The organism is Caballeronia choica, from assembly GCF_001544535.1.
In the GTDB taxonomy this organism is placed as follows: Bacteria; Pseudomonadota; Gammaproteobacteria; order Burkholderiales; family Burkholderiaceae; genus Caballeronia; species Caballeronia choica.
This window is the reverse complement of the sequence record NZ_FCON02000001.1, coordinates 155,590-178,111: the sequence shown is the minus strand read 5'-3', so window position 1 is coordinate 178,111 and position 22,522 is coordinate 155,590. Positions and strand designations below refer to the sequence as shown.

Genomic DNA, 22,522 nt, shown 5'->3' with positions numbered 1-22,522 from the left:
TACAGGAACACGATAAATGTCTGACTATGTACAAAACGGCTCGCCGGTCAAAGGCGCCAATACCATTGAAGCGAAAGCGGATCTGAAGGCTGAATCGGTGTCGCGCAAGCGTGCCACGGAATCGACGGCATCGGGCGTGCGGACCTGGGCGTGGGGCAGAGTCCACGGACCCTACGACTGGATGGACGCGCATACCCCCAGCGGCGATCTCACTTCGTGGCGTTGACCGATTCACGCCGTGCATCCAGTCGATCGCACCGGGGGTAACGAAATGACGCGATACATACCGATTGCCCGCGCTGACGCTCTGGAGGTCGGCGCGCGATCGCTCGCGTTTATCGACGGACGCAGCGTGGTGTTGTTCAACATTGATGGTGTCGTCCACGCGATCGACAATTCATGCCCGCACAACGGTGCATCGCTCGCGAGTGGCCGCCTTGACGGCCATGTCTTGCAATGCCCGGCGCATGGCCTGCGCTTTGACCTGAGGTCAGGGTGTATGGTCGGCGCGCGGGGTATGTGCCTGACGAAGCTTGCCGTCGAGACTATCGACGGCGATCTGGTGGTCCGGGTCGACGAATGACGGATTGCACGACTGTCGGCGCGCGGGCCAGGGTCGCGTTGGAGTTGGCATCCGTTCGAGCGAATTCCTGAAGCCAGCACGACGCGTCGCGCGCGCCGACCCTCGACTGAAACCAGAACGAGGAGACGCCAGGTTGCAATGAATCTGAGACCTGGCGTTATCCGACGTTCCTCGGGAAGTAACGGTGCTGTGAATAGCCACAATTTCTGCGCACCATGGAAACCTCACCTCCCCATGACGCCAGCGATGCACTAACATCTGTTCAAGGCAACATCGCGCTCGGACAAACACATGCGCAGCCGTTTCATGGAACTCGCAACCGGCAACAAGAAAAACCGCGTGCCGTCAGGCATCGTAATCAGTTCGGAGGAGCAGCCATGACCCGGTGGATCGACCGACTCGCTCACGCGCTCTGCATGGGGTTCCTCGTTGCGCTGATGATCGAGTCGAGCGGTGCGCACGCCCAGAATCAACCGCCACAGCCGACCTTCAAGCCAGAGGAGATCGAGGCGCTGGTGGCGCCAATCGCGCTCTATCCGGACTCTGTCTTATCCCAGGTACTGATGGCCTCGACCTATCCGCTGGAGATCGTGCATGCCGCACGCTGGGTCAAGGCCAATCCGTCCATCAAGGGCGACGCAGCGGTCAAGGCGGTACAAGGGGAGCCCTGGGATGTCAGCGTGAAATCGCTGGTCGCGTTTCCGCAGGTGCTCGAGCCGATGAACGACAAGCTCGACTGGACCCAGAAGCTTGGCGACGCCTTCCTCGCGCAGGAAAAGGACGTGCTCGCCGCGGTGCAGCGACTGCGCGCACGGGCTCAGGAATCGGGCAATCTGAAATCCAGCGAACAACAGAATGTCATCACGGAACCGGCGCCGGCTGGCCAGCCAGCCACACAGACCATCGTGCGCATCGAACCGGCGAACCCCGAGGTGATCTACGTGCCGGCCTATAACCCGACCGTCGTGTACGGTGCGTGGAGCTATCCGGCGTATCCCCCGTACTACTGGCCGCCGTCCCCCGCGTATTATCCGGGCGCCGCGCTCGCCACCGGATTTGCGTGGGGCATCGGGCTTGCGGCGGCGGGAGCCATCTTCGGCAACTGCAACTGGGGCGGCGGGGACGTCAACATCAACGTCAACAAGGCCGCCAATATCGATCGCAACTTCGATCGCACCAAGGTCCAGGGCGGCAAGTGGCAGCATGACGCGGGCCATCGGCAGGGTGTCGCCTACCGGGACAACGCGTCCCGCGAGAAGTATTCGAAGAACGTCCCCGGCGCCGACGCGCGCGGCGACTTCCGTGGCCGGAACGGCGGCACGACGGACCGCGCTGCGGCCGACAGAGCCGGCGCGGGCAACCGCGCGGGCGGTGCGAACAACGCGGGTGTATCCGATCGGGCAGGTGCAGCGAACCGTGCCGACGCCGGCAACCGCGCGGGGGGTGCGAACAATGCCGGTGTATCCGATCGGGCAGGTACGGCGAACCGTGCCGACGCGGGCAACCGCGCGGGCGGTGCAAACAACGCGGGTGTATCCGACCGGGCGGGTGCAGCAAACCGTGCCGACGCGGGCAACCGCGGCGGCGGCGCCAATACCGCCGGTGTCGGCAATCGCGAGTCGGTGTCCGACCGGTCCGGTGCAGGCGGCAACCGCGGTGGCTACGGAGCCGGCGGCCGTGACAATGCCTTCCAGGGCGTGGGCGGCGGCGGTGCCTCTCAGCAGGACTTCAATCGGGGTCGATCCAGCGCGCAGGCTTCGAGCTTCAACAGATCGGGCGGCGGCGCGCGGGCGGGCGGCGGCGGCGGTGGCGGACGCAGGCGCTAGGGAGACATGAGCATGAAGGCACGACTACGATTTCTTGCGGCCCGCTGCAGCGCGATCTGCGGTTCAGCGGCCGTTACGCTGGCTATCTGCGTGGGATCACCCTCCGCGGCCTACGCGCAGAAGGATTTCAAATCGCCGGAGGAGGCCATGACTTCGTTCGGCAATGCTGTTGCCCACAACGACGAGGCAACGCTAAAAGCCTTGCTGGGCGATGATTTTCGGGAACTCATCCCGCCCGTGGGCGCCGAGGTCCGAAGCCGCTTCCTGACGGCCTGGGACACATCGCATGCACTTCAGACGAAGGACAGCGAACATGCCGACATCGCCGTAGGCAACGACGGCTGGACGCTGCCCATACCGCTCGTGAAGTCGGCCAAAGGCTGGCATTTCGACACGCGCGCCGGCGCCGAGGAGATGCGCTTGCGTCGCATCGGACGCAACGAGCTTGCCGTCATCCAGACGATGCTGGCGGTCTACGATGCGCAGCGCGAGTACGCCGAGACGGACCACGACGGCAGTGGCGTGCTCGCCTACGCGGCAAAGCTATCGAGTTCGCCTGGCAAGCAGGACGGCCTGTACTGGCCGACCGGCCCGGATGGCAAGCCAAGCCCGCTCGGGTCCGCCTTCATGACGGCCGGCGCGCGTAACGTCGGGCAGGCAGGCTATCACGGGTACCACTACAAGCTGCTCACCTCGCAAGGCCCTCATGCGCCGGGCGGCGCGTACGACTATGTCGCGCACGGCAAGCTATTCGGCGGCTTCGGCGTCATTGCCTGGCCCGTTCACTACGGAGACAGCGGCATCAAGAGCTTCATGGTCAGCCATGACGGGCAGGTCTACGAACGCGACCTGGGCCCCGAAGGCGCAACGAAGGCGGCAGCGATGACGTCGTTCGATCCCGGACCCGGGTGGGCGAAGGTGTCGCCATGAGGCGCCTCGTGCTCGCCGCTGCCTGCGGCGCCCTCTTCGGGTTGTCGTCCTGCTACTACCCCGTACCCGCCGGCACCGTGGTGATGACGCCCGCCAGCTACGACCGCTCGTTCGCCGCTGCGGCCGGCGCCATGCGCGACGAAGGGCTGGCCCTCATCGTCCAGGACCCGGCGAGCGGGAACGTCGTTGGAAGATCCGACAGCGGCACTGTGACCGCCAGCGTGCGCCAACAGGCCGATGGCAGCGTGGAGGTGAGATTCAACTCCAGTGACGCACGCGACCCGAGCTTGATTCAACGTGTCTCGCGCAGCTACGACCGTCGCATGGGACGATGAGCGAGGCCAGGCCCGGCTATCGACTCACGCAATGGGCAAGCGCGCGATTTTGCCGTGGCCGGGCAACTCGTCCTTGACCTCTATTCACGAAGCCTTGACTTCATTCGTGAGAGGCACGCCGCCCTCGAATTCAGAAAGGTTGCGCAAGGTGGTCTGGCATATCGTCGTGATCGCTTCCTGCGTGAAAAATGCCTGATGACCCGTCACGATGACGTTCGGGAACGAGACCAGGCGCTGAAGCACGTCGTCCGCGATGATGGTGCCGGAGAGATCGCGAAAGAAAACATCCGCCTCCTGCTCATAGACGTCGAGCGCCAGCCCGCCCAGTTGACCGCTCTTGAGCGCTTCGATGACCGCCTCCGTGTCGACCAGGCCGCCACGGCTGGTATTGACCAGCAACGCCCCGCGCTTTGCGCGAGCGAGGCTCGTCTCGTTGACGATGTGATACGTCTCCGGCGTGAGCGGGCAATGCAGCGAAATGATGTCCGCGCTTGATCCGATTTCGTTGGGCTTGGCGTAGCGGGCGCCCAGGGCTTCGAATTCGGGCGACGGGAACTTGTCGTAGCCGAGGACGGTGCACCCGAAACCGAGCATGATCTTCGCGAAGACCCGCCCGATCTTGCCGGTGCCGACCACGGCGACCGTCTTGCCGTAGAGGTCGAACCCCATCAGCCCGTCGAGGGCGAAATTGGAATCCCGGGTGCGGTTGTAGGCCCGATGGATCCGGCGATTGATCGCCAGCAGCATCGCAACGGCATGTTCGGCGACGGAATTGGGAGAGTAGTCGACGACTCGAACCACCTTGACGCCGAGACGTTCGGCGGCCGCCAGATCCACGTTGTTGAACCCGGTGCAGCGCAGCGCGACCAGCCGCGTTCCGCCGCGCGTGAGCGCCTCGAGAACGTCCGCATTCGCACAATCGTTGACGAAGATGCAGACGGCATCGTGCCCCGCGGCGAGTGCGACGGTCTCCGCGTCCAGCGGGTCATCGAAATATTTGAGCTGATGACCCTCGGCCGCATTGGCGGCATTGAGATACTCGCGGTCGTAAGGCTTGGCGCTGAATACGGCAACTTTCATGGCGTGTCTCCCGTCGTGTGGAGATGGGTTCATTCGACCGGAAACCGTGGCGGGCTATTCACCCCTCAATGCGACGGCAACCTGCACAAACAGTATTTTCACGATCGTCATCGAAGGGAAATCATGGCATACCCGAGGTTCGGCTCGTCCGGGAAAACCTGCTGCCGGCGAACCCCGTGTCGCTCAACGCGATTTCAGCGGCATCGATGAATCCATGACGGTCCCCGCGAACAGGTTACTCCCCATTACGCATTCCAGTGCCGGCGCCGTTGCAAAACACGGCCTGAACGTCAGGGTTTGATGTTGTCTGCAATGGCTACGCCATGATGTGCACGCCGCCGTCGACGTAGACGGTCTCGCCCGACAGCCGCCTCGCATACGGAGTCGCGAGGTAAGCGCAGGTGAACCCTACGTCCATGATGTCGACCAGTTCCCCGAGTGGCGCGCGCTCCGCCGCTGCGGAAAGGAGCAGATCGAAATCCTTCAGTCCCGACGCCGCGCGAGTCTTGAGCGGCCCCGGCGAGATCGGATGCACGCGAATGCCTCGTGGTCCGAGTTCATATGCAAGATACCGCGCCGATGCTTCGAGCGCCGCCTTCACGGGTCCCATCACGTTGTAGTTGGGAACGACCTTGTTGGCGCCGTAGTAGCTCATCGTGAACATCGTGCCGCCGTCTTTCATCAGCGGGGCTGCCAGGCGGGCCATTCGAATGAACGAGTGACAGGAGACATCGATTGCCTTGGCAAAGCCATCGGCCGAACAGTTCAGCAAGCCGCCCTGCAAATCCTCCAGGGGCGCCCACGCAATGGAGTGCACGAGCATGTCGAGCGTGCCCCACGTCTTTTCGATTCCCTCGAAGACGGCTTCGAGATCGCCCGGCCGCGATACGTCGAGCGGCATCAACAGCGGCGCCTCCAACTGGCGCGCGAGCGGTTCGACATAGGCCTTCGCCTTTTCGGTGGCGTAGGTTATGGCGACATCGGCGCCCAGTTCGCGAAACGCCTTCGCGCACCCGTACGCGATCGAGTACTCGTTGGCGATGCCGCACACCAGTGCTTTCCTGCCCTTCAAGACCTGGCTCGCAACCTGGCTCGAAATCGGCTCCGTCATGACGATGCTCCCTGGAATTCGGTTAGCGGTGCGCGCCACTCGCTGCGTCGATCGTGTGGCGCGCAATCATCAGTTCTTCATTGGTGGGAACCGCCCACACCGATACCTTGCTGGTCGCGGTGCTGATGCGCGGCCCGCCCGCCTCGTTCGCCGCCGGGTCGAGTTCGATACCTAGCCAGGCGGCATCGCGGCAGACCCGCTCACGGATCGCCGACGCGTGCTCGCCGATCCCAGCGGTGAAGACGAGCGCGTCGATGCCCTTCGCCGCGGCCGCAAGCGATCCCAGCTCACGCCCGAGCCGGTACGTGAAGAGATCGACGGCCCGATGCGCGCCCGGATCGTCGCTGGCAAGCAGCGCGCGCATGTCGCTCGATATGCCGGACACGCCGAGCAGGCCCGAACGCTTGTAGATCAGATCCTCGATCGCGCGCGCATCCATGCCGAGTTCGTCCATCAGATACAGGATCACGCCGGGATCGAGACTGCCGCAGCGCGTGCCCATCGGCAGGCCGTCGACCGCGGTGAAGCCCATCGTGCTCGCCACGCTCCGGCCAGCCACCATTGCGCACATGCTGCTGCCGTTGCCGAGGTGCGCCACGATCGTGCGCCCTGCCGCGGCTTTCGGATCGAACTGATCGAGCACGCTTGCGATGTATTCGTAGGAAAGGCCGTGAAACCCGTAGCGCCGTACGCCAAGTGCAGTGATGGAAGCAGGCAGCGCGAACGCCTGCGCCACCTCCGGCTGGACGCGGTGAAACGCCGTGTCGAAGCAGGCCACCTGAACCAGGTCCGGCCGCAACTGCGCCAGGATCTCGATCGGCTTGAGGTTGTGCGGCTGGTGCAGCGGCGCAAGCGGATTCAGCGTGGCAAGTGCGGTGACGACCTCGGGCGTGACCACCACCGCCTGGGTGAAATTCACGCCGCCATGCACCACGCGATGGCCGACCGCCACCAGCCGGTGATCCCCGCGATGACTGCGCAGGAAATCGATCAGAAAGGAGATCGCGCCGTCATGACCCAGTTCGACGCCCCGGTCCCAGACTTTGTCTTCGGCGCTCACGCCCTGCGCGTCTTCGGCGGTGAAGTGCGGCGCCGTATAGAGGCCCTCGATCTGGCCGCGCAGTTGCAACGCGTGGTCGTTCGCCGCGTCGAACACGCTGAACTTGATGCTGGACGAGCCGGCATTGAGCACGAGAATCACATCGGCCATGGTGTCACCCCATTATCTTCGCGCTCACGCGGCGGGCTTCGGCGGCCAGCGCCGCGACCGCACGCGACGCAAGCCGGGTCAGGACGATCGATGCCGCGAGAAGCCGCCACGGCCTGGATTCGCTCATGCGGCCCGACCAGGATCGGCACGATCGACGCACCTTCGAGAGACATCGGGTCGCATGGACGAACGACCGCGGTCGGCGTCGGCGCGATCGTCTTGCAGAGGTCGATCAGGCGCTGATATCTCGCGTGCCTGGCTTCCATCACACCTCCGTTGGCGTGGACGACGTCGCGTCGTGACGAGCTCAGGCGCGGCCAGCCGTTGCAGGGCGGCGCGCTTTTTTTGCCGGCTCCGCAGGCTCGGCTCCGACGGCGGTTCCGGACTTCGCCGCGCTGTCACCCAGCACCTCGCGGATACGCGCGAGCATTGCAAGCTGGTCCGTCGTCGGCGACGTATCCTGCACGCGCTTGTCGGCCATCAGCTTGTCGAGCAGCGTCAACAGGCGTTCGCGGTCCGCTTGTTCACGCAGCAGCACCGTAAGCGATTGCAAGGCGAGATCCGGCTCATATCGCGCGACGAGTTCCTGCTCACCGCGTAACCGGCGCCACTCATGCGGAGGCAGCGCGGGCAGGTACGCCGCATACTCCGACACGAGTTCCTGCCGCAATTCCAGCCGCGACAGCGGCAATGGCTCTCCCGCTCGCTTGAGCAGGAACGCAACGCGGGCGAGCGCCTCCACGTAACCGCCTTTCTCGATGTTGGCGAGGGCCTCGCGAACGACCGGCAACTCGCGCGGGTCGCTTTTGCTCCCGGCAGCGCTGGCCTCCTCGACTGCATCGTCGGCATGGGAGCGCGCATACAGGTTGCCATAGATCGTGAAGAAGGCCGCTTCCGTCAGCGCATCGCGCATGCCGCGATAGTAGTCGAGCGACGCGCTGATCAAGTCGGCGCCCAGATGCTCGGCCCGGCGCGCCGGATCGTTCTCGCCGACCGGCTGCCGGTTGGCCTTGACCACTTGCGCGGCGGGTTCGAGCCACGCAAGCCACGGATTGAAGCGCGACACCGACCAGTTCTGGAACCGCAGCGGATGAAACGCCCGCAACCATTGCGCCGAGGAGTCGTTCGACATCGCCTGCACGAACGGCCGCGCGAACAGTTCATAACCTCGCTGATTGAACTCCGACACCTCGGCCACCGCCTCGAATGCCTTTTCGTCGGCGCGCTGAAACCGGTTCAGGCGTGCCGCAATGTCTTCGAGGCGATGTTCGCGAAACTCGACTTCATATTCAGTCTCGCCGCCGGGTCCCGGCGCTTCCGTTATCTTCATTCCGTACAGGCCGGGCGCCAGACCTTCGATGGTCTTCAGCACCGAGACGATCTGCGAATGCTCCTTCTTCGCCACCTTGCCTGAGACGAATATGCCCAGGTGCCCGACGTTCTCATGCAGCAGGCCGACGATGACCTGCCCGCGCGCCTTGATTTCCTCGGTGCTGCCGTAGACATCGGCAACCCAGTTGAACGCCTGCTGCGGCGGCGTGATGTTGTCGCCCATCGAGGCGAACAGGACGATCGGCGAGCGAATCTCACGCAGATCGAAGCCTGTGCCGTCGGGCGACTTGACACCGCCGCCCCAGAGCTGGTTGCCGACGAAAAGATTGTGCGTGATCCATTCGATCTCTTCGCGGTTCATCAAGTAATAGCCGCCCCACCAGCGCTCGAATTCCAGAAAGCGCGGCGGCTCGGTGTCGGCCTTGTCGAACACGTGATAGAACTTGTCCCACAGGCTGTTCGCCGGATTCAGGTTCTCGAAGTTCTGCACGAGATGCGCGCCGTCGAACTTGCCATTGCCCATGTCCGCCGTGAGCGACGCAAGCCACGACCCGCCGAGCATGCCGCCCGCATAGCGCATCGGGTTGTCACCTTCGCCTTCGGTCCATGCCCCGCCCCAGTAGGACATCGGCGCGCCGTTGATCACGATCGGCCCGGTGTCGTCGGGGTCGGATGCCGCCAGCATCATGGCGGCCCATCCCCCCTGGCAGTTGCCGACGATGGCGGGCTTGGCACTATCGGGATGCAGTTCCCGCACCTTCCTGACGAAACGCTGCTCGGCGCGGCAAACGTCGAGAAGCGTCTGGCCGGGCTCGGGGTCGCGAAAGAAGATGACGAAATACACCGGGTGTCCGGCACGCAGCGCGACGCCTACCTGCGAGTCGTCCTTGAAGCCGCCGATGCCGGGCCCATGCCCCGCGCGAGGATCGATGATGAGGTAAGGACGCAGCAAGGGATCAACGACGACTCCCGCAGGCGGCGTGATGCGCAACAGCGTGTAATTCACGGGACGATCGAATGAACGCCCGTCGAGAATGGTCTCGTATTCGAAGTGAAGAACGGGCTTGAGCCCCTGCGCCGTGTTGTCGATGAAGTTGTTGCCGCGCTCCCAGAGGGTGTGCCAGAAGAGCACCGAGCGCTGTGTCGCATCGACGGCGTAACCGTACCAGCTTGCCGGATTCGCCAGCGCCGCCGTCGCGGAAAACGGATCGGTCGCGGGGTCCGACCTCGCTTCGTTCAGGCGCCGCACGAACTTCTCGTTCGTGGTCTGCATGCGCTTTTGCAGGACCTTGGCAACCTTGGATGCTGAGCGTTGGCTACGCGAAATTCGTTCCGCTGAGTCCATGGCGAAGACCTCTCAGATTCGTTGATTTGTCTGCCCCCGCCAGGATGGTGCGAATGCCGCGACGCCTCAATAGCCGGCATGCGTTGCGAGGTTCGACCACTCATACTATGCGAACACTTCCGGTGTCGCAATTGAAAGTGCTTCCGGCGCGTAACCCACGACGGCTATCGGCGACACGCATTTTTCACCATTCGGTCACGAAGAAATCATGTGTCGTCTGGAAGGTTTGGGTCGTCAGGCTCGAGTTTCGCGAATGCTGTCCGCCCTGCCCGAGCCTTGGCAGCGTCGCGCCGCCCGGCGCTTCATTCCGAGCGGTCCTTCATGACCTGCACGTTGATCTTGTGGTTCTTCCAGAACATGTCGTGCACCCTCGGCTGAAGGTGCCGAAGTGCTTCGGGACCCACCCCGGCAAAGGTCAGCAGGACGGCAGGACGTGATCCATCGCCTTCGATATGTTCAATGGCATCAAACGGGGGGAACCCGTACTTGATCAGGAACTCCTTGATCTCCTCATCCGTCGTACCGGGCTCGACGTTACCCATCCATAGATCCGCCATCATCGTTCTCCATATCATTGCCATTAAATCATTGCTTAATGCCACCCTGGACACTTCCGCGTCGAACGGTACGTCGATCAGCGCTTCTGCACCTGCCACTCACTCTTGCCGGTCTTGCAGGCAGTCGGTATCCATATTTCCTTCTGTCCTTTGGCGACCGCGGTGATCGTCAACGTCCGGCAGACGTGCTCCCCGTTCTTCACCGTGTCGCGCGGTGTAATGGTCCCCTTGATGGCGACGGGGTTCCCCGTACCTTCGTTGCTCCAGTTGACTGACTCGCCATCCTTCCTGGTATCGAGCGCCGCGCGTGCCGCGCTGTTGAGCGCCTGCCGGTCAGGCGGCTTCATATAGGCGATAGGCGTGTCGTTGAGAAAGCTGAGGTTCCCGGCGCACGCGGCCGATCCCCAGGCAAGGAGCGCGAAGCCAGAAATGAGTCCGACGAAGCCTCGCGTGGGTGTGAGAGATATCGTCGCCATGAGACGCCTCATGCTCAAGGTTGGATTCCTAAACGTACCGCGGCGCGCGCCGGTTTCAATCCGCCGCGCGGGTACACATCCTGAATCACAATAGTACGGCAAAACTGCCTGTCACAGGCTGTCCTGGCTTGCCACCCGGGCGCTCGCGCATCGGTCGCACGTGCACGCGAAAAGCGCATCCGATCCGGCCCTCGTCACGGCCTCAACGTCGAGCGAATTACCCCGGCAATATCATTGCTCACGGTCGCAAGAGCCCGGCCATGCGCATCGACCAGTGCGTCGTAACCCGGCGCGCGAGCCGGCTCATGGGCAATCGTGCGCCCCGTCACCGTTGCACCCTGCTTCGGTGGCCGCACCGACCACAGCACGACGATGCTCGCCCTCTCCCCCGGCACCGATTCGAAACTCTGCACGTCGACCCATACATGGTATGCCTGTGCATCACCCGGATTCCGCGCATAGCCCGACACCAGCGCGCCCGGCACCGCCTGTGCAAGGTCCGCCGCGAGCACGCGCGCAATCTGCCCTTTGAGCGGATCGGCCCAGCGGGCAAACTCGTCGATCGAGACTTGCGTCGCACCGGTCCTCAGCACGATCTGCGGACGATCGACCAGATCCGGAATCGTGACCGCGTCGACCGCGATGTAGATCGGCGGCGCCGTACTCGGCACGCTTTCCGGCGGCGCTGTCGGGCTCAGCGTGTAGAACGCCGCGCGCGGCGAAGTCGAACAGCCGTCGATGAACGGGGCCACGAGCAGCACGGCCGCCAACAGAAGGGAGCGCATCACTTTTGATCCTCCGGCTTGCCACGGATAAGCGCCTCGGGATGGCGTTCGAGATAGTCGGCGAGCGCGCGGAACGACGCCGCCGTGCGTGACAGCTCGCGCATGGTGTCAACCGTGCTCTGACTAATCTCGGAATCAGGCTGGAGGGTCTGGTTGGCCGCATCCAGTGCCTTGTGCGCGGCTACCAGGGTCGCACGCGCCTCGGGCGCCACGCCCGTGTCGAGCGTCCTGAGCAGCGTCTGCGCGGTTTGCAGCGTCTGGCGCAGGTCATTGCCGATGCCTTCGAACGGTATCTTGTTCAGCTTCGCGACGAGCGCCGTGATCGAGTCCTGCAGCGACTGCAGGCCACCCGGCACGGTCGGCATTTCAGGCGGGTTCTTGTCCCAGTCCATCTTCGCCTTCGGTGCAGTCGGGAAGAAGTCCACCGCGATGTAGAGCTGGCCCGTCAGCAGGCTCGCGGTTCGCAACTGCGCGCGCAGACCACGGTCGACCAGCACCTCCGCGAGCGAGCGGCGATCGTTGGCGACCCTTCCGCTCTTGTCGCCGTTCTCGTAGCGCGACGTGAAGCGCTCTGGATAGAACTGCACCTCGACCGGGATGCTGAACTCCTTCTTGACCGGATCGTAGCGGGTGTAGATCGCCGTCACTTCGCCCACCACGATGCCCCGGAAATCGACCGTCGCGCCCACCGTCAGCCCGCGCACCGACTCCTTGAAGTTGAACACGTAGGTATCGACGATGCGGTCATGACGCTTCATCGCCTCCGTGCGGTCGGCGAAGAGCTGGAACCGCGTGAGCGCATCGGCCTCGGCGATTTCGACCGAATCGGGCGCGCCCTGGAACGCAAGGCCGCCGATCAGGATCGACACCAGCGACTCGGTGTTGACCTTCACGCCGCTCGGGTCGAGCGAGACGTCGACGCCGCTCGCCTGCCAGAAGCGCGTGTCGCTCTTCACATACCTGTCGTAGGGTGCGTTGACGAATACGTGCATGGTCACGCCTGAGCCGTCCGCATCGAGTTCGTAGGAAGTCACCTGCCCCACCTGCAGGCGCCGGTAATACACCGGCGAGCCGACATCGAGCGACCCCATGCTGTCGCTCTTGAGCATGAACTCGCGTCCGGGCACGCCGCTCGCGAACACCGGCGGCGCCTCCAGGCCCACGAAGTCGCGCCGTATCTTCGTCTTCGTCCCGATGTCCATGCCGATGAACGAGCCGGACAGCAGCGTGCCGATACCCGACACGGTGCCGCCGGAAATACGCGGGCGCACGACCCAGAAGCGGGTGTCGTCGACCAGCATGCTCGACGCGTCCTTGGAGAGTTCCGCGGTCGCGACGACGCGCTTGTGATCCGACGACAACACGACGCTCTTGACCACGCCGATGTCGACGTCCTTGAACTTGATCTTGGTCTTGCCGGCCTCCAGCCCTTCGCCAGTGGCGAAGCTAATGGTGATGGTCGGCCCTTTCTCGAGGATCGCCTGCACCGCAAGCCAGCCGCCGATCAGGAGCGCGACGAGCGGCACCAGCCACACGAGCTGCACGCGAAAGCGCGAGCGCGGCTTGCCGACCGCGTCGGGGAAATCGGGTGAACCGGGCTCGTCGTGCTGGCCGGGCGGCTTAACCATGGTCTTTCTCCGCGGCATCCCAGATAAGGCGTGGGTCGAACGACATGGCGGCGAACATGGTCAGCACGACCACCGCTCCGAATGCGATCGCGGCCGGTCCGGCGTGGATCGTGGCGAGCGCGTTGAACTGGACCAGCGCGACCAGTACCGTGACGACGTAGATATCGAGCATCGACCAGCGCCCGACGAATTCCACCACCCGGTAGATGCGCGTGCGCTGCCTGGGTTGCCAGTCCGAACGGCGCTGTGCCGACACGACGAGAAAAATCAGCGCGATGATCTTGAGCATCGGCACGGCGATGCTGGCGATGAACACGACGACTGCGAGCGGCCACGCGCCCGAGGTCCACAGATACACGACGCCGGAAAGGATCGTGTCGCGCTGCGCGCCGAACAGGGAACTGGTGTCCATCATCGGCAGCATGTTGGCCGGGATGTAGAGGATCATGGCGGCGACGAGGAAGGCCCAGGTGCGGGCGATGCTGTCGGGTTTGCGAAAGTGCAGGTGCGAGCCGCAGCGCGGGCAGCGCGCTTCGTGGGCGTGCGCCGCCGCTTTCGACAGGAGACCGCATTCGTGGCAGGTGAACAGGCCGGCGCGGGCGGCGGTCAGCGCCGCGGCCGACGTGGGCGACGCCTCGGCCGGCGCTTCGCCACCGGCGCGGGCGGCGCTGATCCGCGCCCAGAATTCGCGAGGGTCGAAGGCCGCGGAGATCGCCGCGAGCAGGACCATCAGCACGCCGAACGCCCACAACGCGATGCCGGGCACCACGGCCGCGATGTGCGCGAGCTTGACGAGCGCGACCAGCAACCCGAGGATCAGGACTTCGGTCATGCCCCACGAGCCCGCCCACTGCACCAGCCGGAACGCGAGGTCGGGCCGCCCGGGCAGGCGTCCCAGCCGCAATGGCAACAGCAGGTACGCGATGCTCACCATTTGCAGCAGCGGCATCAGGATCGTGGTGAAGAACACGAGCCCGGCGATCGGCCACATGCCATCGCGATACAGGATGCGGGCCGCGCCGATCAACGTCGTCTGCACGAGGTCGCCATTCACCGACAAGCCCACGATCGGGTAGGCATTCGCTATCGCGAACAGGACCATCGCGGCGAGCGTGGAAGCGAGCGCGCGGTTCAGGCTGTCGGGCCGGTCGCGATACAGTTCGCCGCCGCAGCGCAGGCAACGCGCGGTGCCGCCGCCCGGCAGGACCGTCTCGCGCTGCAAGAGGTCGCATTCATGGCAGGCGATGAGCGGCGCGTGGTTCATGGTGGCGGCCCCTTGCCATCGGCGGGTGCGGATGCGGGTGCCGCTGCCGCCGCCGGCATCGCGCTGTCCGGCGCCATGGGCCCGCCATTCGCGCCATACATCGTGGCGGTCTTGCGTTCGGCGTCCGTGACCCAGCCGCCGCCCATCGCCTTGTAGAGATTGACCATCGACGTGAATACCGCGCTTTGCGCCTGCGTGTAGCTCAACTGCGCGTTGAAGAGACTGCGTTCGGCATCGAGCACTTCGATATAGCTCGTATAGCCGCCTTCATAGCGCAGCCGCGCGAGCCGCGAATAGGTGCGCAATGCGTCCACCTCGCGCCCCTGCACGGTGAGCGCCTCCTGCGTCTTTTGCAATCCAAGGAGCGAATCGTCGACTTCCTGGAATGCCACCTGAATCGCCTTCTGATACTCGAAGAGCGCCTGCTGCTGCTGCGCCTCGGCCTGCTTCACCTGGCCCGCGATATTGCCCGCCGTGAAGATCGGCATCGTGACCGCGCCGGCGTACGACCACACCCGCGCCGGCCCGGTGAAGAGATTGGAAACCTGTCCGCTCGCGGTGCCGAACAGGCCCGTCAGCGAGATCGACGGGAAATAGAGCGCGCGCGCCGCACCGATCAGCGCGTTGGCGGCGATCAGGTTCTGCTCGGCCTGCCGCAAGTCGGGCCGGCGCGTGAGCAGTTCCGACGGCAGACCGGCGGGCACCACGGGCAATGCGAGATCGTCGATTTCACGATCGCGGAGGATCGCCTGCGGGTTGCGCCCGAGCAGGACCGACAGCGCATCTTCCTGTTGCCCGATCTGCAGTTCGAGCTGCGGAATCGTCGCGAGCGAGGCTTCGTATTCGGACTGGCTTTGCGAAAGCTCCATCTGCGAGACCTGGCCGTACTTGAAGCGCAAGCCGAACACCTTCACCGAATCGGCGCGGCTCTCGGTGGTGGCCTTCGCAATCTCCAGTTGCCGGTCGAGCGACACGAGGTTGATATACGAGGTCGCCACCGATGCCACCAGCGTGAGGATCGTCGCACGCCGGCCCTCTTCGCTTGCCAGCAGGTTCGCGCGCGCGGATTCGGTCTGGCGCCGCACCTTGCCGAACACGTCGATTTCCCACGACGCCGAGAGCGTCCCCGAGAACTGGTTGAACACGGGACCGACGCCCGCCGGCAGCACGGTCGAGCCAAACGGCACGCGCTGGCGCTGGGCATCGAAACCGGCCGACGCCTGCGGGAACAACTGCGAGCGCGTCGTCTGGAACTGCCCGAGGAACTGGTCGACGCGCGCCGCCGCAATCTTGACGTCCTTGTTCTCCGCGAGCGCGATGCCGATCAGCTCATTCAACGCCGGGTCGTTGAACTGCTCCCACCAGACCGTATCGACGATCTCCTTCGCTTCGGGACCGGCGAAGCGGTACGAAGGAGGTGTTTCGACCGCGGGGTGCTCGTAGTTCGGACCGAGCAGGCATCCGCCGAGCGCGAGCAAGCCGGCGAGCGAAGCGGCGAACGATGCGATGGAAGAAGCAGCCGAGGCGCGCATGTCAGTCGTCCTCGCGTCTGGCGGACGGCGTGACCTTCGGGCCGCCCGAACCGGTACCGACCGGACCTGCCGGATCCGCGGGTCCCGCGGGTTTCTTATCGGGCGGCGTGCCGGTTGGACCCGCACCCGGTGTCTTCTTGCCGCCGCCCGATTTCTCCGACATCGTTTCGAGCACGTAGAAGAACATCGGGATGAAGAACACCGCGATCACCGTCGCGCCGAGCATCCCGCCAATCACGCCGGTGCCGATCGAATGCCGGCTGTTCGCCGAAGCCCCGGTCGCGATCGCGAGCGGCACGCAGCCGAGGATGAACGCGAGCGACGTCATCACGATCGGGCGCAGGCGCTCGCTCGCCGCCGTGACGGCGGAATCGTAGACCGATGCCCCCGTCTCGCGGTTGAGCACCGCGAACTCGAAGATCAGGATCGCGTTCTTGGCGGCGAGCGCCACCAGCATCGTCAGGCCGATCTGGAAGTACACGTCGTTCTCCAACCCGCGCAACAACACGGCGAGGAGTGCGCCGAAGAGCGCGAACGGCACGGCCATCAGCACGCCGAATGGCAGGCTCCACTTCTCATACTGGGCGGCAAGAATCAGGAACACCATGATCAGGCCGAACACGAACACCAGGCTCGACTTGCCGCCCGACTCTCTCGCTTCGTAGGCCTCGCCGCTCCAGCCGATGCCGTAGTCACTCGGCATCACTTCGTTGGCGACTTCCTCCAGCGTGGACAACACCTGCCCCGAGCTATAACCGGGTGCTGCATTGGCCGTGATCTTGACTGCCGGGAAATTGTTGAAACGCGTGACCAGGTCCGGGCCGGTAACGTACTTGGTGGTCACCACCGATTTGAGCGGGATCATGTCTCCGCCCTTGCCGCGCACAAAAATCTGATCGAGGTCGTCCGGCTTCATCCGGTATGACGGCTCCGCCTGCAGGATGACCTGCCACAGTCGGCTCGACCGGTTGAACTGCGAGACGTACAGCGAGCCGAACATGGTCTGCATCGCGCTGTACACCTCTTCGATCGGAACGCCCTGCGTTTCCGCCTTGTCGCGGTCCACGTTGACGAGCAACTGCTGGGACGACGCATTGAACGTGGAGGTGACCTGCGCGAGCTCGGGCCGCTGCTTCGCCTTGGCGAGGAAGTCATTTACCACGCCCGCGAGCTGGGGAATCGTCGCGTCGCCTTTACTCTGGATCCACATCTCCGTGCCGCCCGTCGTGCCGAGCCCCGGTATCGATGGTGGATTGACCGGCAGGATGATGCCCTCCTTGACCTGGGAAAGATGTTTGTACGCATCCACCAGTACCGCTCTGGCGTTCTGCGTCCTGATGTTGGCAGAGGAATATCGCTCGTCGAAACTCTTGAAGCCGACGAAGAACGTCGAAGCGTTGTTCTTGTTCTGGCTGTCGAGCAGGCTGAACCCGTCGACCACGGTGATGCTGCCGACGGCCGGCTGCTTCATGAAATAGTCGGTGACGTGCTGCGACACGTCGCCGGTGCGGTCGAGGCTCGCCGCATCCGGCATGATGACCGCGCCGAGCAGGTAGCCCTGGTCTTCAGGCGGGAGGAACGCCCCCGGGACCGACTTGAACAGGACGACCGAGAGCGCGATCATGCCCGCGAACAGCAGCAGCGCCACCACAAAGCGCTTGATGGCGAGCTTCACCAGCCGGGTGTAGCCGTGGGTCATCCGCTCGAACGAATTGTCGAACCACTTGAAGAAACCCTTCTTCTCATGGTGTCCGGGCTTGAGCAGCAAGGCGGCGAGCGCCGGTGACAGCGTCAGGGCGACGAGGCCCGAGATGACCACCGAGATCGCGATGGTGATGGCGAACTGCTTGTACAGTTGCCCGGTGATGCCGCTCAGGAAGGCCACCGGCACGAACACCGCGCACAGCACGAGGACGATCGCCACGACCGGGCCGGCGACCTCGTCCATCGCCCGTTTCGCTGCATCCTTTGGATTGAGCTTGTGGACCGTCATGTTGCGCTCGACGTTCTCGATCACGACGATCGCGTCGTCCACCACGATGCCGATGGCAAGCACCATCCCGAACAGCGTCAGCATGTTGATCGAGAAACCGAGCGCGAGCATGCCCATGAACGTGCCGACGATCGATACCGGCACCGCGAGCACCGGAATCAGCGTCGCGCGCAGGCTTTGCAGGAACACGAACACCACGATGACAACCAGGACGACTGCTTCGAAGAATGTGTGGACCACATCCGAGATCGACGCGCGCGTGAATTCGGTCGTATCCATCGCGATGCTGTAGTCGAGGCCCTCGGGAAAGGTCTTCTTCATCTCCGCCAGCGCCTTGCGTACCTGGTTGGATACGTCGAGCGCGTTGGCGCCCGGCTGCTGGTAGACCGCGAGGACCGTCGCCGGCTTGCCCTGGAATTTGCTGCGGATCGAATAGTCCTTGCGGCCCAGTTCGGCCCGGCCGATATCCTTCAGACGAACGATCGCCGCACTGCCGTTCGAGGCGCGGATGATGATGTTGTCGAATTCAGTCGGGTCAGCTAGGCGACCGGTGGTGGTCACGGCGAAGGACTGCTCGACCGGCGAGGACGTCGGCGACTGGCCGATGCTCCCGACCGCGAACTGCTGGTTCTGGTTGGCGACGGCTTTCTGCACGTCGCTGGCGGTGACCCCGAGTTGCGCCATGCGGTCGGGCTTGAGCCAGATGCGCATTGCATAGTCCGGGTTGCCGAAGATGCTCGACTGGTTCGCGCCGGGGATGCGCTTCAACGCATCCAGCACGTAGATGTTCGTGTAGTTGGCGATATAGGTCGAGTCGTAGCGGTCGGTGGGCGAATAGACCGCGATCACCATCATGAACGCCGATGACTTCTTTTGCACCTGAATGCCCTGGGCCTGTACCGATTGCGGCAGTTGGGGCAGCGCCAGGTTGACGCGGTTCTGCACGTCGACTTGCGCAAGTTCAGGGTTCGTGCCGATGTTGAAGTACGCGTTGAGCGTGTAGTTGCCCGTCGAGGAACTCGACGAGCTCATGTAGATCATGTTGTCCGCGCCGTTGACCTGCTGCTCGATCGGCGCACCGACGTTGTTCGCCACGACGTCGCCGGTGGCGCCGGGGTAAGTGGCGGAGATCGTGATCTGCGGCGGCGTGATGTCGGGGTACTGCGCAACCGGCAGCGCAAGCATCGCGAGCCCACCGCCAAGCGTAATGACGATGGATATGACCGACGCGAAGATGGGCCGGTCGATGCAGAAGTGCGAAATGTTCATGTTCGCTGCCGGGTCAGTTCAGTTCGCCCGACCCGGACTGGGTGCGGGCAAGGCTTTGTGTCTGGTCGGACCGCGCGCCTTGGGCCGCCGAAGCCGGCGCGGCCGGCGCGGCCGGGGAACCCGGTTTGGCGGGCGCCTGCACGATCTTGAGCTCTGCGTCACTGGAGACGCGGATCGCACCGTCCACCACGATGCGCTCGCCCGGCTTCAGACCGTCGTTCACGAACCAGTTGTCGCCGTGCCACGCGCCCACTTCGATCACGCGTTGATGCGCCTTCGAATCCTTGTCGACGACCCACACGAAATGGCTCTTCGATCCCTGCAGCACTGCGCGCTGGGGCACCAGGATCGCATTCGGGCGCACCGCGCCTGAAACGCGCGCACGAACGAACTGGCCGGGCCGCAGTACGCCTTTGGGATTGGGAAACGACGCACGCACGAGGAACGTGCCGGTTTGCGTGTTGAAGGCAGGATTCAGGAAATCGATGTGGCCGCGGGCAGGGAATTCCGATCCGTCTGCGAGGACCACCGTAACTTCGAAGTCCCTGTTCGGCGGGAACTTGATCAGGCCTTTGGTTTCCTGGTCGCGATAGGACAGGATTTCGTTCTCGGAGATGCTGAAGTTCACCCACATCGGATCGAGCTGGTACACGTAGGTGAGCAGGCCCGTCGAGGTCGCCGTCACATAGCTGCCGTCCTGCTGTCTCGCGAAGCTCGACAAGCCCGTGAGCGGCGATTTGATCGTGGTGTAGCTCAGGTTGAGCTCAGCCGTGCGGACCTGTCCGCGCGCCGCGATCACGGCGGCCTCGGCTTCCTTTTCGTTGCCGGTCGCGTCGTCGAGGTCCTTCTGGCTCAAGGCATTCTGGGCGACGAGCGGCACCACGCGAGCCAGGTTCGCCTTGGCGACGGCGAGCCTCGCCTGCTGCTGCGCCAGCTCACCCCGCGCCGACTGGAGCGTGGCTTCGAACGGCTTGGTGTCCATCAGAAAGAGGGTTTGCCCGGTATGCACCAGCGAACCCTCGGTATAGACGCGCTTTTCCAGAAAGCCATCGACGCGTGCGCGAATCTCGACCTCGCGGGAACTTTGCGTCTGCGCGGTGAACTCGACGTCGACCGGCGTGTCGCGCTGCTCGACCGTCATGGTCGTCACTTCGATCGCTTGCTTCGGAGGCTCGGGCTTCTCTTTGTGACACGCGGCGAGCAGCATCGCCACTGCGGCCACTGCGCCCGCAAGCGCGAACCGGGACCACGTGCCGGAACGGGCACGGCCCCCCGTTGGACCGGCGATCTCGATCCGCGAAGGTGACATCAGCATGTGACACTCCCATTGGGAAGTCGGACTTCCTGGAACCCGACGTGGGCACAACCGCATGGCCGGCGGCGACGCTGGCCGCTATGGCGGTGTGCAGTTGCCGAACACGACGAACACGTCATCACGATTGACCAGTGTCAAAGCCATCTCGCCGCTGGTCTTGTCGAGCGCAATGGACCACGCGTAGCCGAGTTCGGTCCCCTGCAACAGCAACTGGTCCGCGCCCTTGTCGATCTCGCGGATCGCGGTCGTGCGCTTCGGCCCCGCGATCGTCTTGTTCGCGAAGTCGATGCGCATGAACTGCGGCACGCCGAAGCTGTCCGGCAGGTCGCGCACGCACACCTCGCCGACGCCGCAGGCGTGCGCCTCCACCGTGGCGCAGATCAATGCCTTGCTGCCGTCGAAGTCCGCGGCGGATGCCCACGTCGTCAACGCAAGCAACGCCGTCGCCAACGCGATTCGCCATAGTCTCGTCACCATCGCTGCCCCTCGGTTCGTTGCGTTTTTCTTCGCGTTTTTCGTTGCGTTTGCGCCGCTATTGAACGGTGTATCCCCGGCCTGTCATGCACGCCCCTACCGCACGGTTGAACGTGGCCATCTGCTGGGAGGCCTGCTGCGCCCCTGCTTGCTGCTGCTCCGACTCGGCCCGGTTGGCACGGCGCTGGCGCGAGCCGCCCACCACCGTGCCCGTGACCGCGCCGACCGCCGCGCCCTTGCCGGCATCCCCCGCGACCGCGCCGATCACGGCGCCGCCCGCCGCTCCCCCCGCCGCGCCCCTGACTCGCCCGCCCTGCTGGGGCGGAGGCGCCGGTTGCCCGGCCTGCTGCGCAAGCACGACCGGGTCGACGCCCGTGTTCTGCTTGGCCCAGAGCTGACATTCGGACATATCGGAGTTTTGCTTCTGCGGACTCTGCCCCTTGGCGGGATAGATGATGGGCTGTTGCGCGGAGGCACCGAACGCCACTGCCCACACCATCAGTCCGATCATGATCTGCTGCATTCGTCGCATGGCTTCAAGCTCCCAATGTTGCGTATCGTCGCGTCACGTCACGTCTCGTCACCCGGCGCCATCTTCGCGATGCACGCGAAGCGTGGCGCGCGGCCAGGCCCCCACCGGCACCGGCATCCGGCTGCAACGTCATGATGGTCAGAGAGTCTTGACCCCCACTCGTGATCCATTCAGAAAGTGCGCAAGGGATCGTTGCCGAGCCGGCTTCAATGCGGAAGCTGAACGGGCGCAGCGCCATTGGACCTGCGTCCAACAGCCGCGCGGGGATGCGGAGGTCTGTCAGCTTCTTCATGGTCCAGGGTCCAGGTTGAGAGCCGTTCGCACCGCCTTGATCAGGACCTCGTCGTTGAAGGGCTTGCGCAAATAAGCCGCAGCGCCCGCCGACAGCGCGTGTTGTCGAACGCTGATCTCGTCGTGCGCCGTGATGAAAATGATCGGGATGCCGCTGCTTGCGAGCCGCTGCTGAACCTCAAGGCCGTTGAGGCCCGGCATCTGCACGTCAAGGACAATGCAAGCCGGCCGATAGGATGGAATGGAATCGAACATCTCCAGGAACTCGTCGCCCGATTTGAACGTCTCTGCCTTCAGTCCTGCGGAACTCAACAGTCGCTTGATGGCACGGCGCACCGATTCGTCGTCATCGACTACAGCAACGGACGGTGTGTCATTGCTCATAGCGAATAGTCTCCCTGCAGGCAACGCGGTACGCGACCAGGCTCGACGCTTGGGTCCAAGATAGGGCAGCGCGCGGCTATCGTATATTGGACTTTGGTCCTATATCCGCTGCGCCAAGCTTGCTTTTTGAGCCGCGGCCGTCTAAGAAACGCGCGTGGAATTCGGTGCGGAAGGCGAATTCGTTACCTGAATTGTTTCAGTAAGGATGATCGCGTGAACTTATGTGAGGCGGGAGACGCTGCGTCATACGCGCGATCTGTCGACTCGCTG

22 protein-coding genes are annotated in these 22,522 nt (G+C 64.2%); 7 read left to right on the top strand and 15 right to left on the bottom strand.

All coding sequences use genetic code 11. The annotated features are described in order from the left end of the window. Positions 1-16: 16 nt before the first annotated feature. The 5 genes from AWB68_RS00755 (at position 17) to AWB68_RS00735 (ending at position 3,674) form a co-directional block, all read left to right on the top strand. Positions 17-226 (top strand): hypothetical protein, encoded by a 210-nt coding sequence (locus tag AWB68_RS00755; RefSeq protein ID WP_087642439.1) that lies wholly within the window; start codon positions 17-19, stop codon positions 224-226. Positions 227-271: 45 nt separating this feature from the next. Then, positions 272-583, top strand: coding sequence for a Rieske (2Fe-2S) protein (locus AWB68_RS00750; RefSeq protein ID WP_087642438.1), 312 nt, complete (start codon positions 272-274; stop codon positions 581-583). Positions 584-960: 377 nt separating this feature from the next. Further along, positions 961-2,409 (top strand): DUF3300 domain-containing protein, encoded by a 1,449-nt coding sequence (locus tag AWB68_RS00745; RefSeq protein WP_087642437.1) that lies wholly within the window; start codon positions 961-963, stop codon positions 2,407-2,409. A 12-nt stretch (positions 2,410-2,421) separates the two neighbouring features. After that, a complete protein-coding gene (locus AWB68_RS00740; RefSeq protein ID WP_087642524.1) occupies positions 2,422-3,339 on the top strand; it encodes a DUF2950 domain-containing protein in 918 nt (305 codons plus the stop codon). Continuing rightward, positions 3,336-3,674 (top strand): hypothetical protein, encoded by a 339-nt coding sequence (locus AWB68_RS00735; protein ID WP_087642525.1) that lies wholly within the window; start codon positions 3,336-3,338, stop codon positions 3,672-3,674. Before AWB68_RS00740 ends, AWB68_RS00735 begins: the two co-directional genes overlap by 4 nt. A gap of 84 nt (positions 3,675-3,758) precedes the next feature. Here AWB68_RS00735 and AWB68_RS00730 read toward each other — a convergent pair whose 3' ends face one another. Then, entirely contained in the window at positions 3,759-4,754 is a 996-nt protein-coding gene (locus AWB68_RS00730; protein ID WP_087642436.1) for a 2-hydroxyacid dehydrogenase, read from the bottom strand. 46 nt (positions 4,755-4,800) lie between these two features. Here AWB68_RS00730 and AWB68_RS46220 point away from each other — a divergent pair, with 46 nt between their 5' ends. After that, complete coding sequence (locus AWB68_RS46220; protein WP_125482839.1) at positions 4,801-5,055, top strand: hypothetical protein; 255 nt, start codon at positions 4,801-4,803, stop codon at positions 5,053-5,055. 15 nt (positions 5,056-5,070) lie between these two features. On the opposite strand, the gene fabI is transcribed toward AWB68_RS46220, so the two are convergent. From fabI to AWB68_RS00670, 12 genes are all read right to left on the bottom strand, one after another. Then, positions 5,071-5,865 carry an enoyl-ACP reductase FabI gene (fabI, locus tag AWB68_RS00725; protein WP_087642435.1) on the bottom strand — a complete coding sequence of 265 codons (795 nt, stop codon included), beginning with the start codon at positions 5,863-5,865 and terminating at the stop codon, positions 5,071-5,073. A 22-nt stretch (positions 5,866-5,887) separates the two neighbouring features. Beyond that, the gene (locus tag AWB68_RS00720; RefSeq protein WP_087642434.1) at positions 5,888-7,075 is read right to left on the bottom strand and encodes an acetate/propionate family kinase; all 1,188 of its coding nucleotides are present in this window, start codon (positions 7,073-7,075) and stop codon (positions 5,888-5,890) included. 4 nt (positions 7,076-7,079) lie between these two features. Beyond that, a complete protein-coding gene (locus AWB68_RS50730; protein ID WP_268810903.1) occupies positions 7,080-7,202 on the bottom strand; it encodes a hypothetical protein in 123 nt (40 codons plus the stop codon). A 180-nt stretch (positions 7,203-7,382) separates the two neighbouring features. Beyond that, complete coding sequence (locus AWB68_RS00710) at positions 7,383-9,752, bottom strand: DUF3141 domain-containing protein (protein WP_087642432.1); 2,370 nt, start codon at positions 9,750-9,752, stop codon at positions 7,383-7,385. A 302-nt stretch (positions 9,753-10,054) separates the two neighbouring features. Continuing rightward, positions 10,055-10,408 carry an RNA-binding protein gene (locus tag AWB68_RS00705; RefSeq protein WP_327381587.1) on the bottom strand — a complete coding sequence of 118 codons (354 nt, stop codon included), beginning with the start codon at positions 10,406-10,408 and terminating at the stop codon, positions 10,055-10,057. Then, on the bottom strand, positions 10,387-10,785 hold the full coding sequence (locus AWB68_RS00700; RefSeq protein ID WP_087642431.1) for an RT0821/Lpp0805 family surface protein: 399 nt from the start codon (positions 10,783-10,785) through the stop codon (positions 10,387-10,389). The genes AWB68_RS00705 and AWB68_RS00700 overlap by 22 nt, the downstream gene beginning before the upstream one ends. A gap of 194 nt (positions 10,786-10,979) precedes the next feature. Then, a complete protein-coding gene (locus AWB68_RS00695; RefSeq protein WP_087642430.1) occupies positions 10,980-11,570 on the bottom strand; it encodes a PqiC family protein in 591 nt (196 codons plus the stop codon). After that, positions 11,570-13,198: a PqiB family protein gene (locus tag AWB68_RS00690; RefSeq protein WP_087642429.1), complete on the bottom strand. Its 1,629-nt coding sequence runs from the start codon at positions 13,196-13,198 to the stop codon at positions 11,570-11,572. Before AWB68_RS00690 ends, AWB68_RS00695 begins: the two co-directional genes overlap by 1 nt. Next, the gene (locus AWB68_RS00685; RefSeq protein ID WP_087642428.1) at positions 13,191-14,462 is read right to left on the bottom strand and encodes a paraquat-inducible protein A; all 1,272 of its coding nucleotides are present in this window, start codon (positions 14,460-14,462) and stop codon (positions 13,191-13,193) included. Before AWB68_RS00685 ends, AWB68_RS00690 begins: the two co-directional genes overlap by 8 nt. Next, on the bottom strand, positions 14,459-15,994 hold the full coding sequence (locus AWB68_RS00680) for an efflux transporter outer membrane subunit (protein WP_087642427.1): 1,536 nt from the start codon (positions 15,992-15,994) through the stop codon (positions 14,459-14,461). The genes AWB68_RS00685 and AWB68_RS00680 overlap by 4 nt, the downstream gene beginning before the upstream one ends. 1 nt (position 15,995) lies before the next feature. Continuing rightward, positions 15,996-19,256: an efflux RND transporter permease subunit gene (locus AWB68_RS00675; RefSeq protein ID WP_087642426.1), complete on the bottom strand. Its 3,261-nt coding sequence runs from the start codon at positions 19,254-19,256 to the stop codon at positions 15,996-15,998. A gap of 13 nt (positions 19,257-19,269) precedes the next feature. Then, positions 19,270-20,463 carry an efflux RND transporter periplasmic adaptor subunit gene (locus tag AWB68_RS00670; protein ID WP_235028145.1) on the bottom strand — a complete coding sequence of 398 codons (1,194 nt, stop codon included), beginning with the start codon at positions 20,461-20,463 and terminating at the stop codon, positions 19,270-19,272. Positions 20,464-20,571: 108 nt separating this feature from the next. On the opposite strand from AWB68_RS00670, the gene AWB68_RS51285 reads away from it, so the two are divergent. Then, on the top strand, positions 20,572-21,036 hold the full coding sequence (locus tag AWB68_RS51285; protein WP_374729541.1) for a hypothetical protein: 465 nt from the start codon (positions 20,572-20,574) through the stop codon (positions 21,034-21,036). Positions 21,037-21,103: 67 nt separating this feature from the next. Here AWB68_RS51285 and AWB68_RS00660 read toward each other — a convergent pair whose 3' ends face one another. Next, positions 21,104-21,577 (bottom strand): YMGG-like glycine zipper-containing protein, encoded by a 474-nt coding sequence (locus AWB68_RS00660; protein WP_087642425.1) that lies wholly within the window; start codon positions 21,575-21,577, stop codon positions 21,104-21,106. A gap of 288 nt (positions 21,578-21,865) precedes the next feature. Then, entirely contained in the window at positions 21,866-22,252 is a 387-nt protein-coding gene (locus AWB68_RS00655) for a response regulator transcription factor (RefSeq protein ID WP_087642424.1), read from the bottom strand. Positions 22,253-22,522 lie beyond the last annotated feature (270 nt).

Coding starts and splice junctions, on each gene's coding strand:
- AWB68_RS00755 (WP_087642439.1), top strand. CDS start 17: ATGTCTGACTATGTACAAAACGGCTCGCCGGTCAAAGGCGCCAATACC.
- AWB68_RS00750 (WP_087642438.1), top strand. CDS start 272: ATGACGCGATACATACCGATTGCCCGCGCTGACGCTCTGGAGGTCGGC.
- AWB68_RS00745 (WP_087642437.1), top strand. CDS start 961: ATGACCCGGTGGATCGACCGACTCGCTCACGCGCTCTGCATGGGGTTC.
- AWB68_RS00740 (WP_087642524.1), top strand. CDS start 2,422: ATGAAGGCACGACTACGATTTCTTGCGGCCCGCTGCAGCGCGATCTGC.
- AWB68_RS00735 (WP_087642525.1), top strand. CDS start 3,336: ATGAGGCGCCTCGTGCTCGCCGCTGCCTGCGGCGCCCTCTTCGGGTTG.
- AWB68_RS00730 (WP_087642436.1), bottom strand. CDS start 4,754: ATGAAAGTTGCCGTATTCAGCGCCAAGCCTTACGACCGCGAGTATCTC.
- fabI (WP_087642435.1), bottom strand. CDS start 5,865: ATGACGGAGCCGATTTCGAGCCAGGTTGCGAGCCAGGTCTTGAAGGGC.
- AWB68_RS00720 (WP_087642434.1), bottom strand. CDS start 7,075: ATGGCCGATGTGATTCTCGTGCTCAATGCCGGCTCGTCCAGCATCAAG.
- AWB68_RS50730 (WP_268810903.1), bottom strand. CDS start 7,202: ATGAGCGAATCCAGGCCGTGGCGGCTTCTCGCGGCATCGATCGTCCTG.
- AWB68_RS00710 (WP_087642432.1), bottom strand. CDS start 9,752: ATGGACTCAGCGGAACGAATTTCGCGTAGCCAACGCTCAGCATCCAAG.
- AWB68_RS00700 (WP_087642431.1), bottom strand. CDS start 10,785: ATGGCGACGATATCTCTCACACCCACGCGAGGCTTCGTCGGACTCATT.
- AWB68_RS00695 (WP_087642430.1), bottom strand. CDS start 11,570: ATGCGCTCCCTTCTGTTGGCGGCCGTGCTGCTCGTGGCCCCGTTCATC.
- AWB68_RS00690 (WP_087642429.1), bottom strand. CDS start 13,198: ATGGTTAAGCCGCCCGGCCAGCACGACGAGCCCGGTTCACCCGATTTC.
- AWB68_RS00685 (WP_087642428.1), bottom strand. CDS start 14,462: ATGAACCACGCGCCGCTCATCGCCTGCCATGAATGCGACCTCTTGCAG.
- AWB68_RS00680 (WP_087642427.1), bottom strand. CDS start 15,994: ATGCGCGCCTCGGCTGCTTCTTCCATCGCATCGTTCGCCGCTTCGCTC.
- AWB68_RS00675 (WP_087642426.1), bottom strand. CDS start 19,256: ATGAACATTTCGCACTTCTGCATCGACCGGCCCATCTTCGCGTCGGTC.
- AWB68_RS00670 (WP_235028145.1), bottom strand. CDS start 20,463: ATGCTGCTCGCCGCGTGTCACAAAGAGAAGCCCGAGCCTCCGAAGCAA.
- AWB68_RS00660 (WP_087642425.1), bottom strand. CDS start 21,577: ATGCGACGAATGCAGCAGATCATGATCGGACTGATGGTGTGGGCAGTG.
- AWB68_RS00655 (WP_087642424.1), bottom strand. CDS start 22,252: ATGAGCAATGACACACCGTCCGTTGCTGTAGTCGATGACGACGAATCG.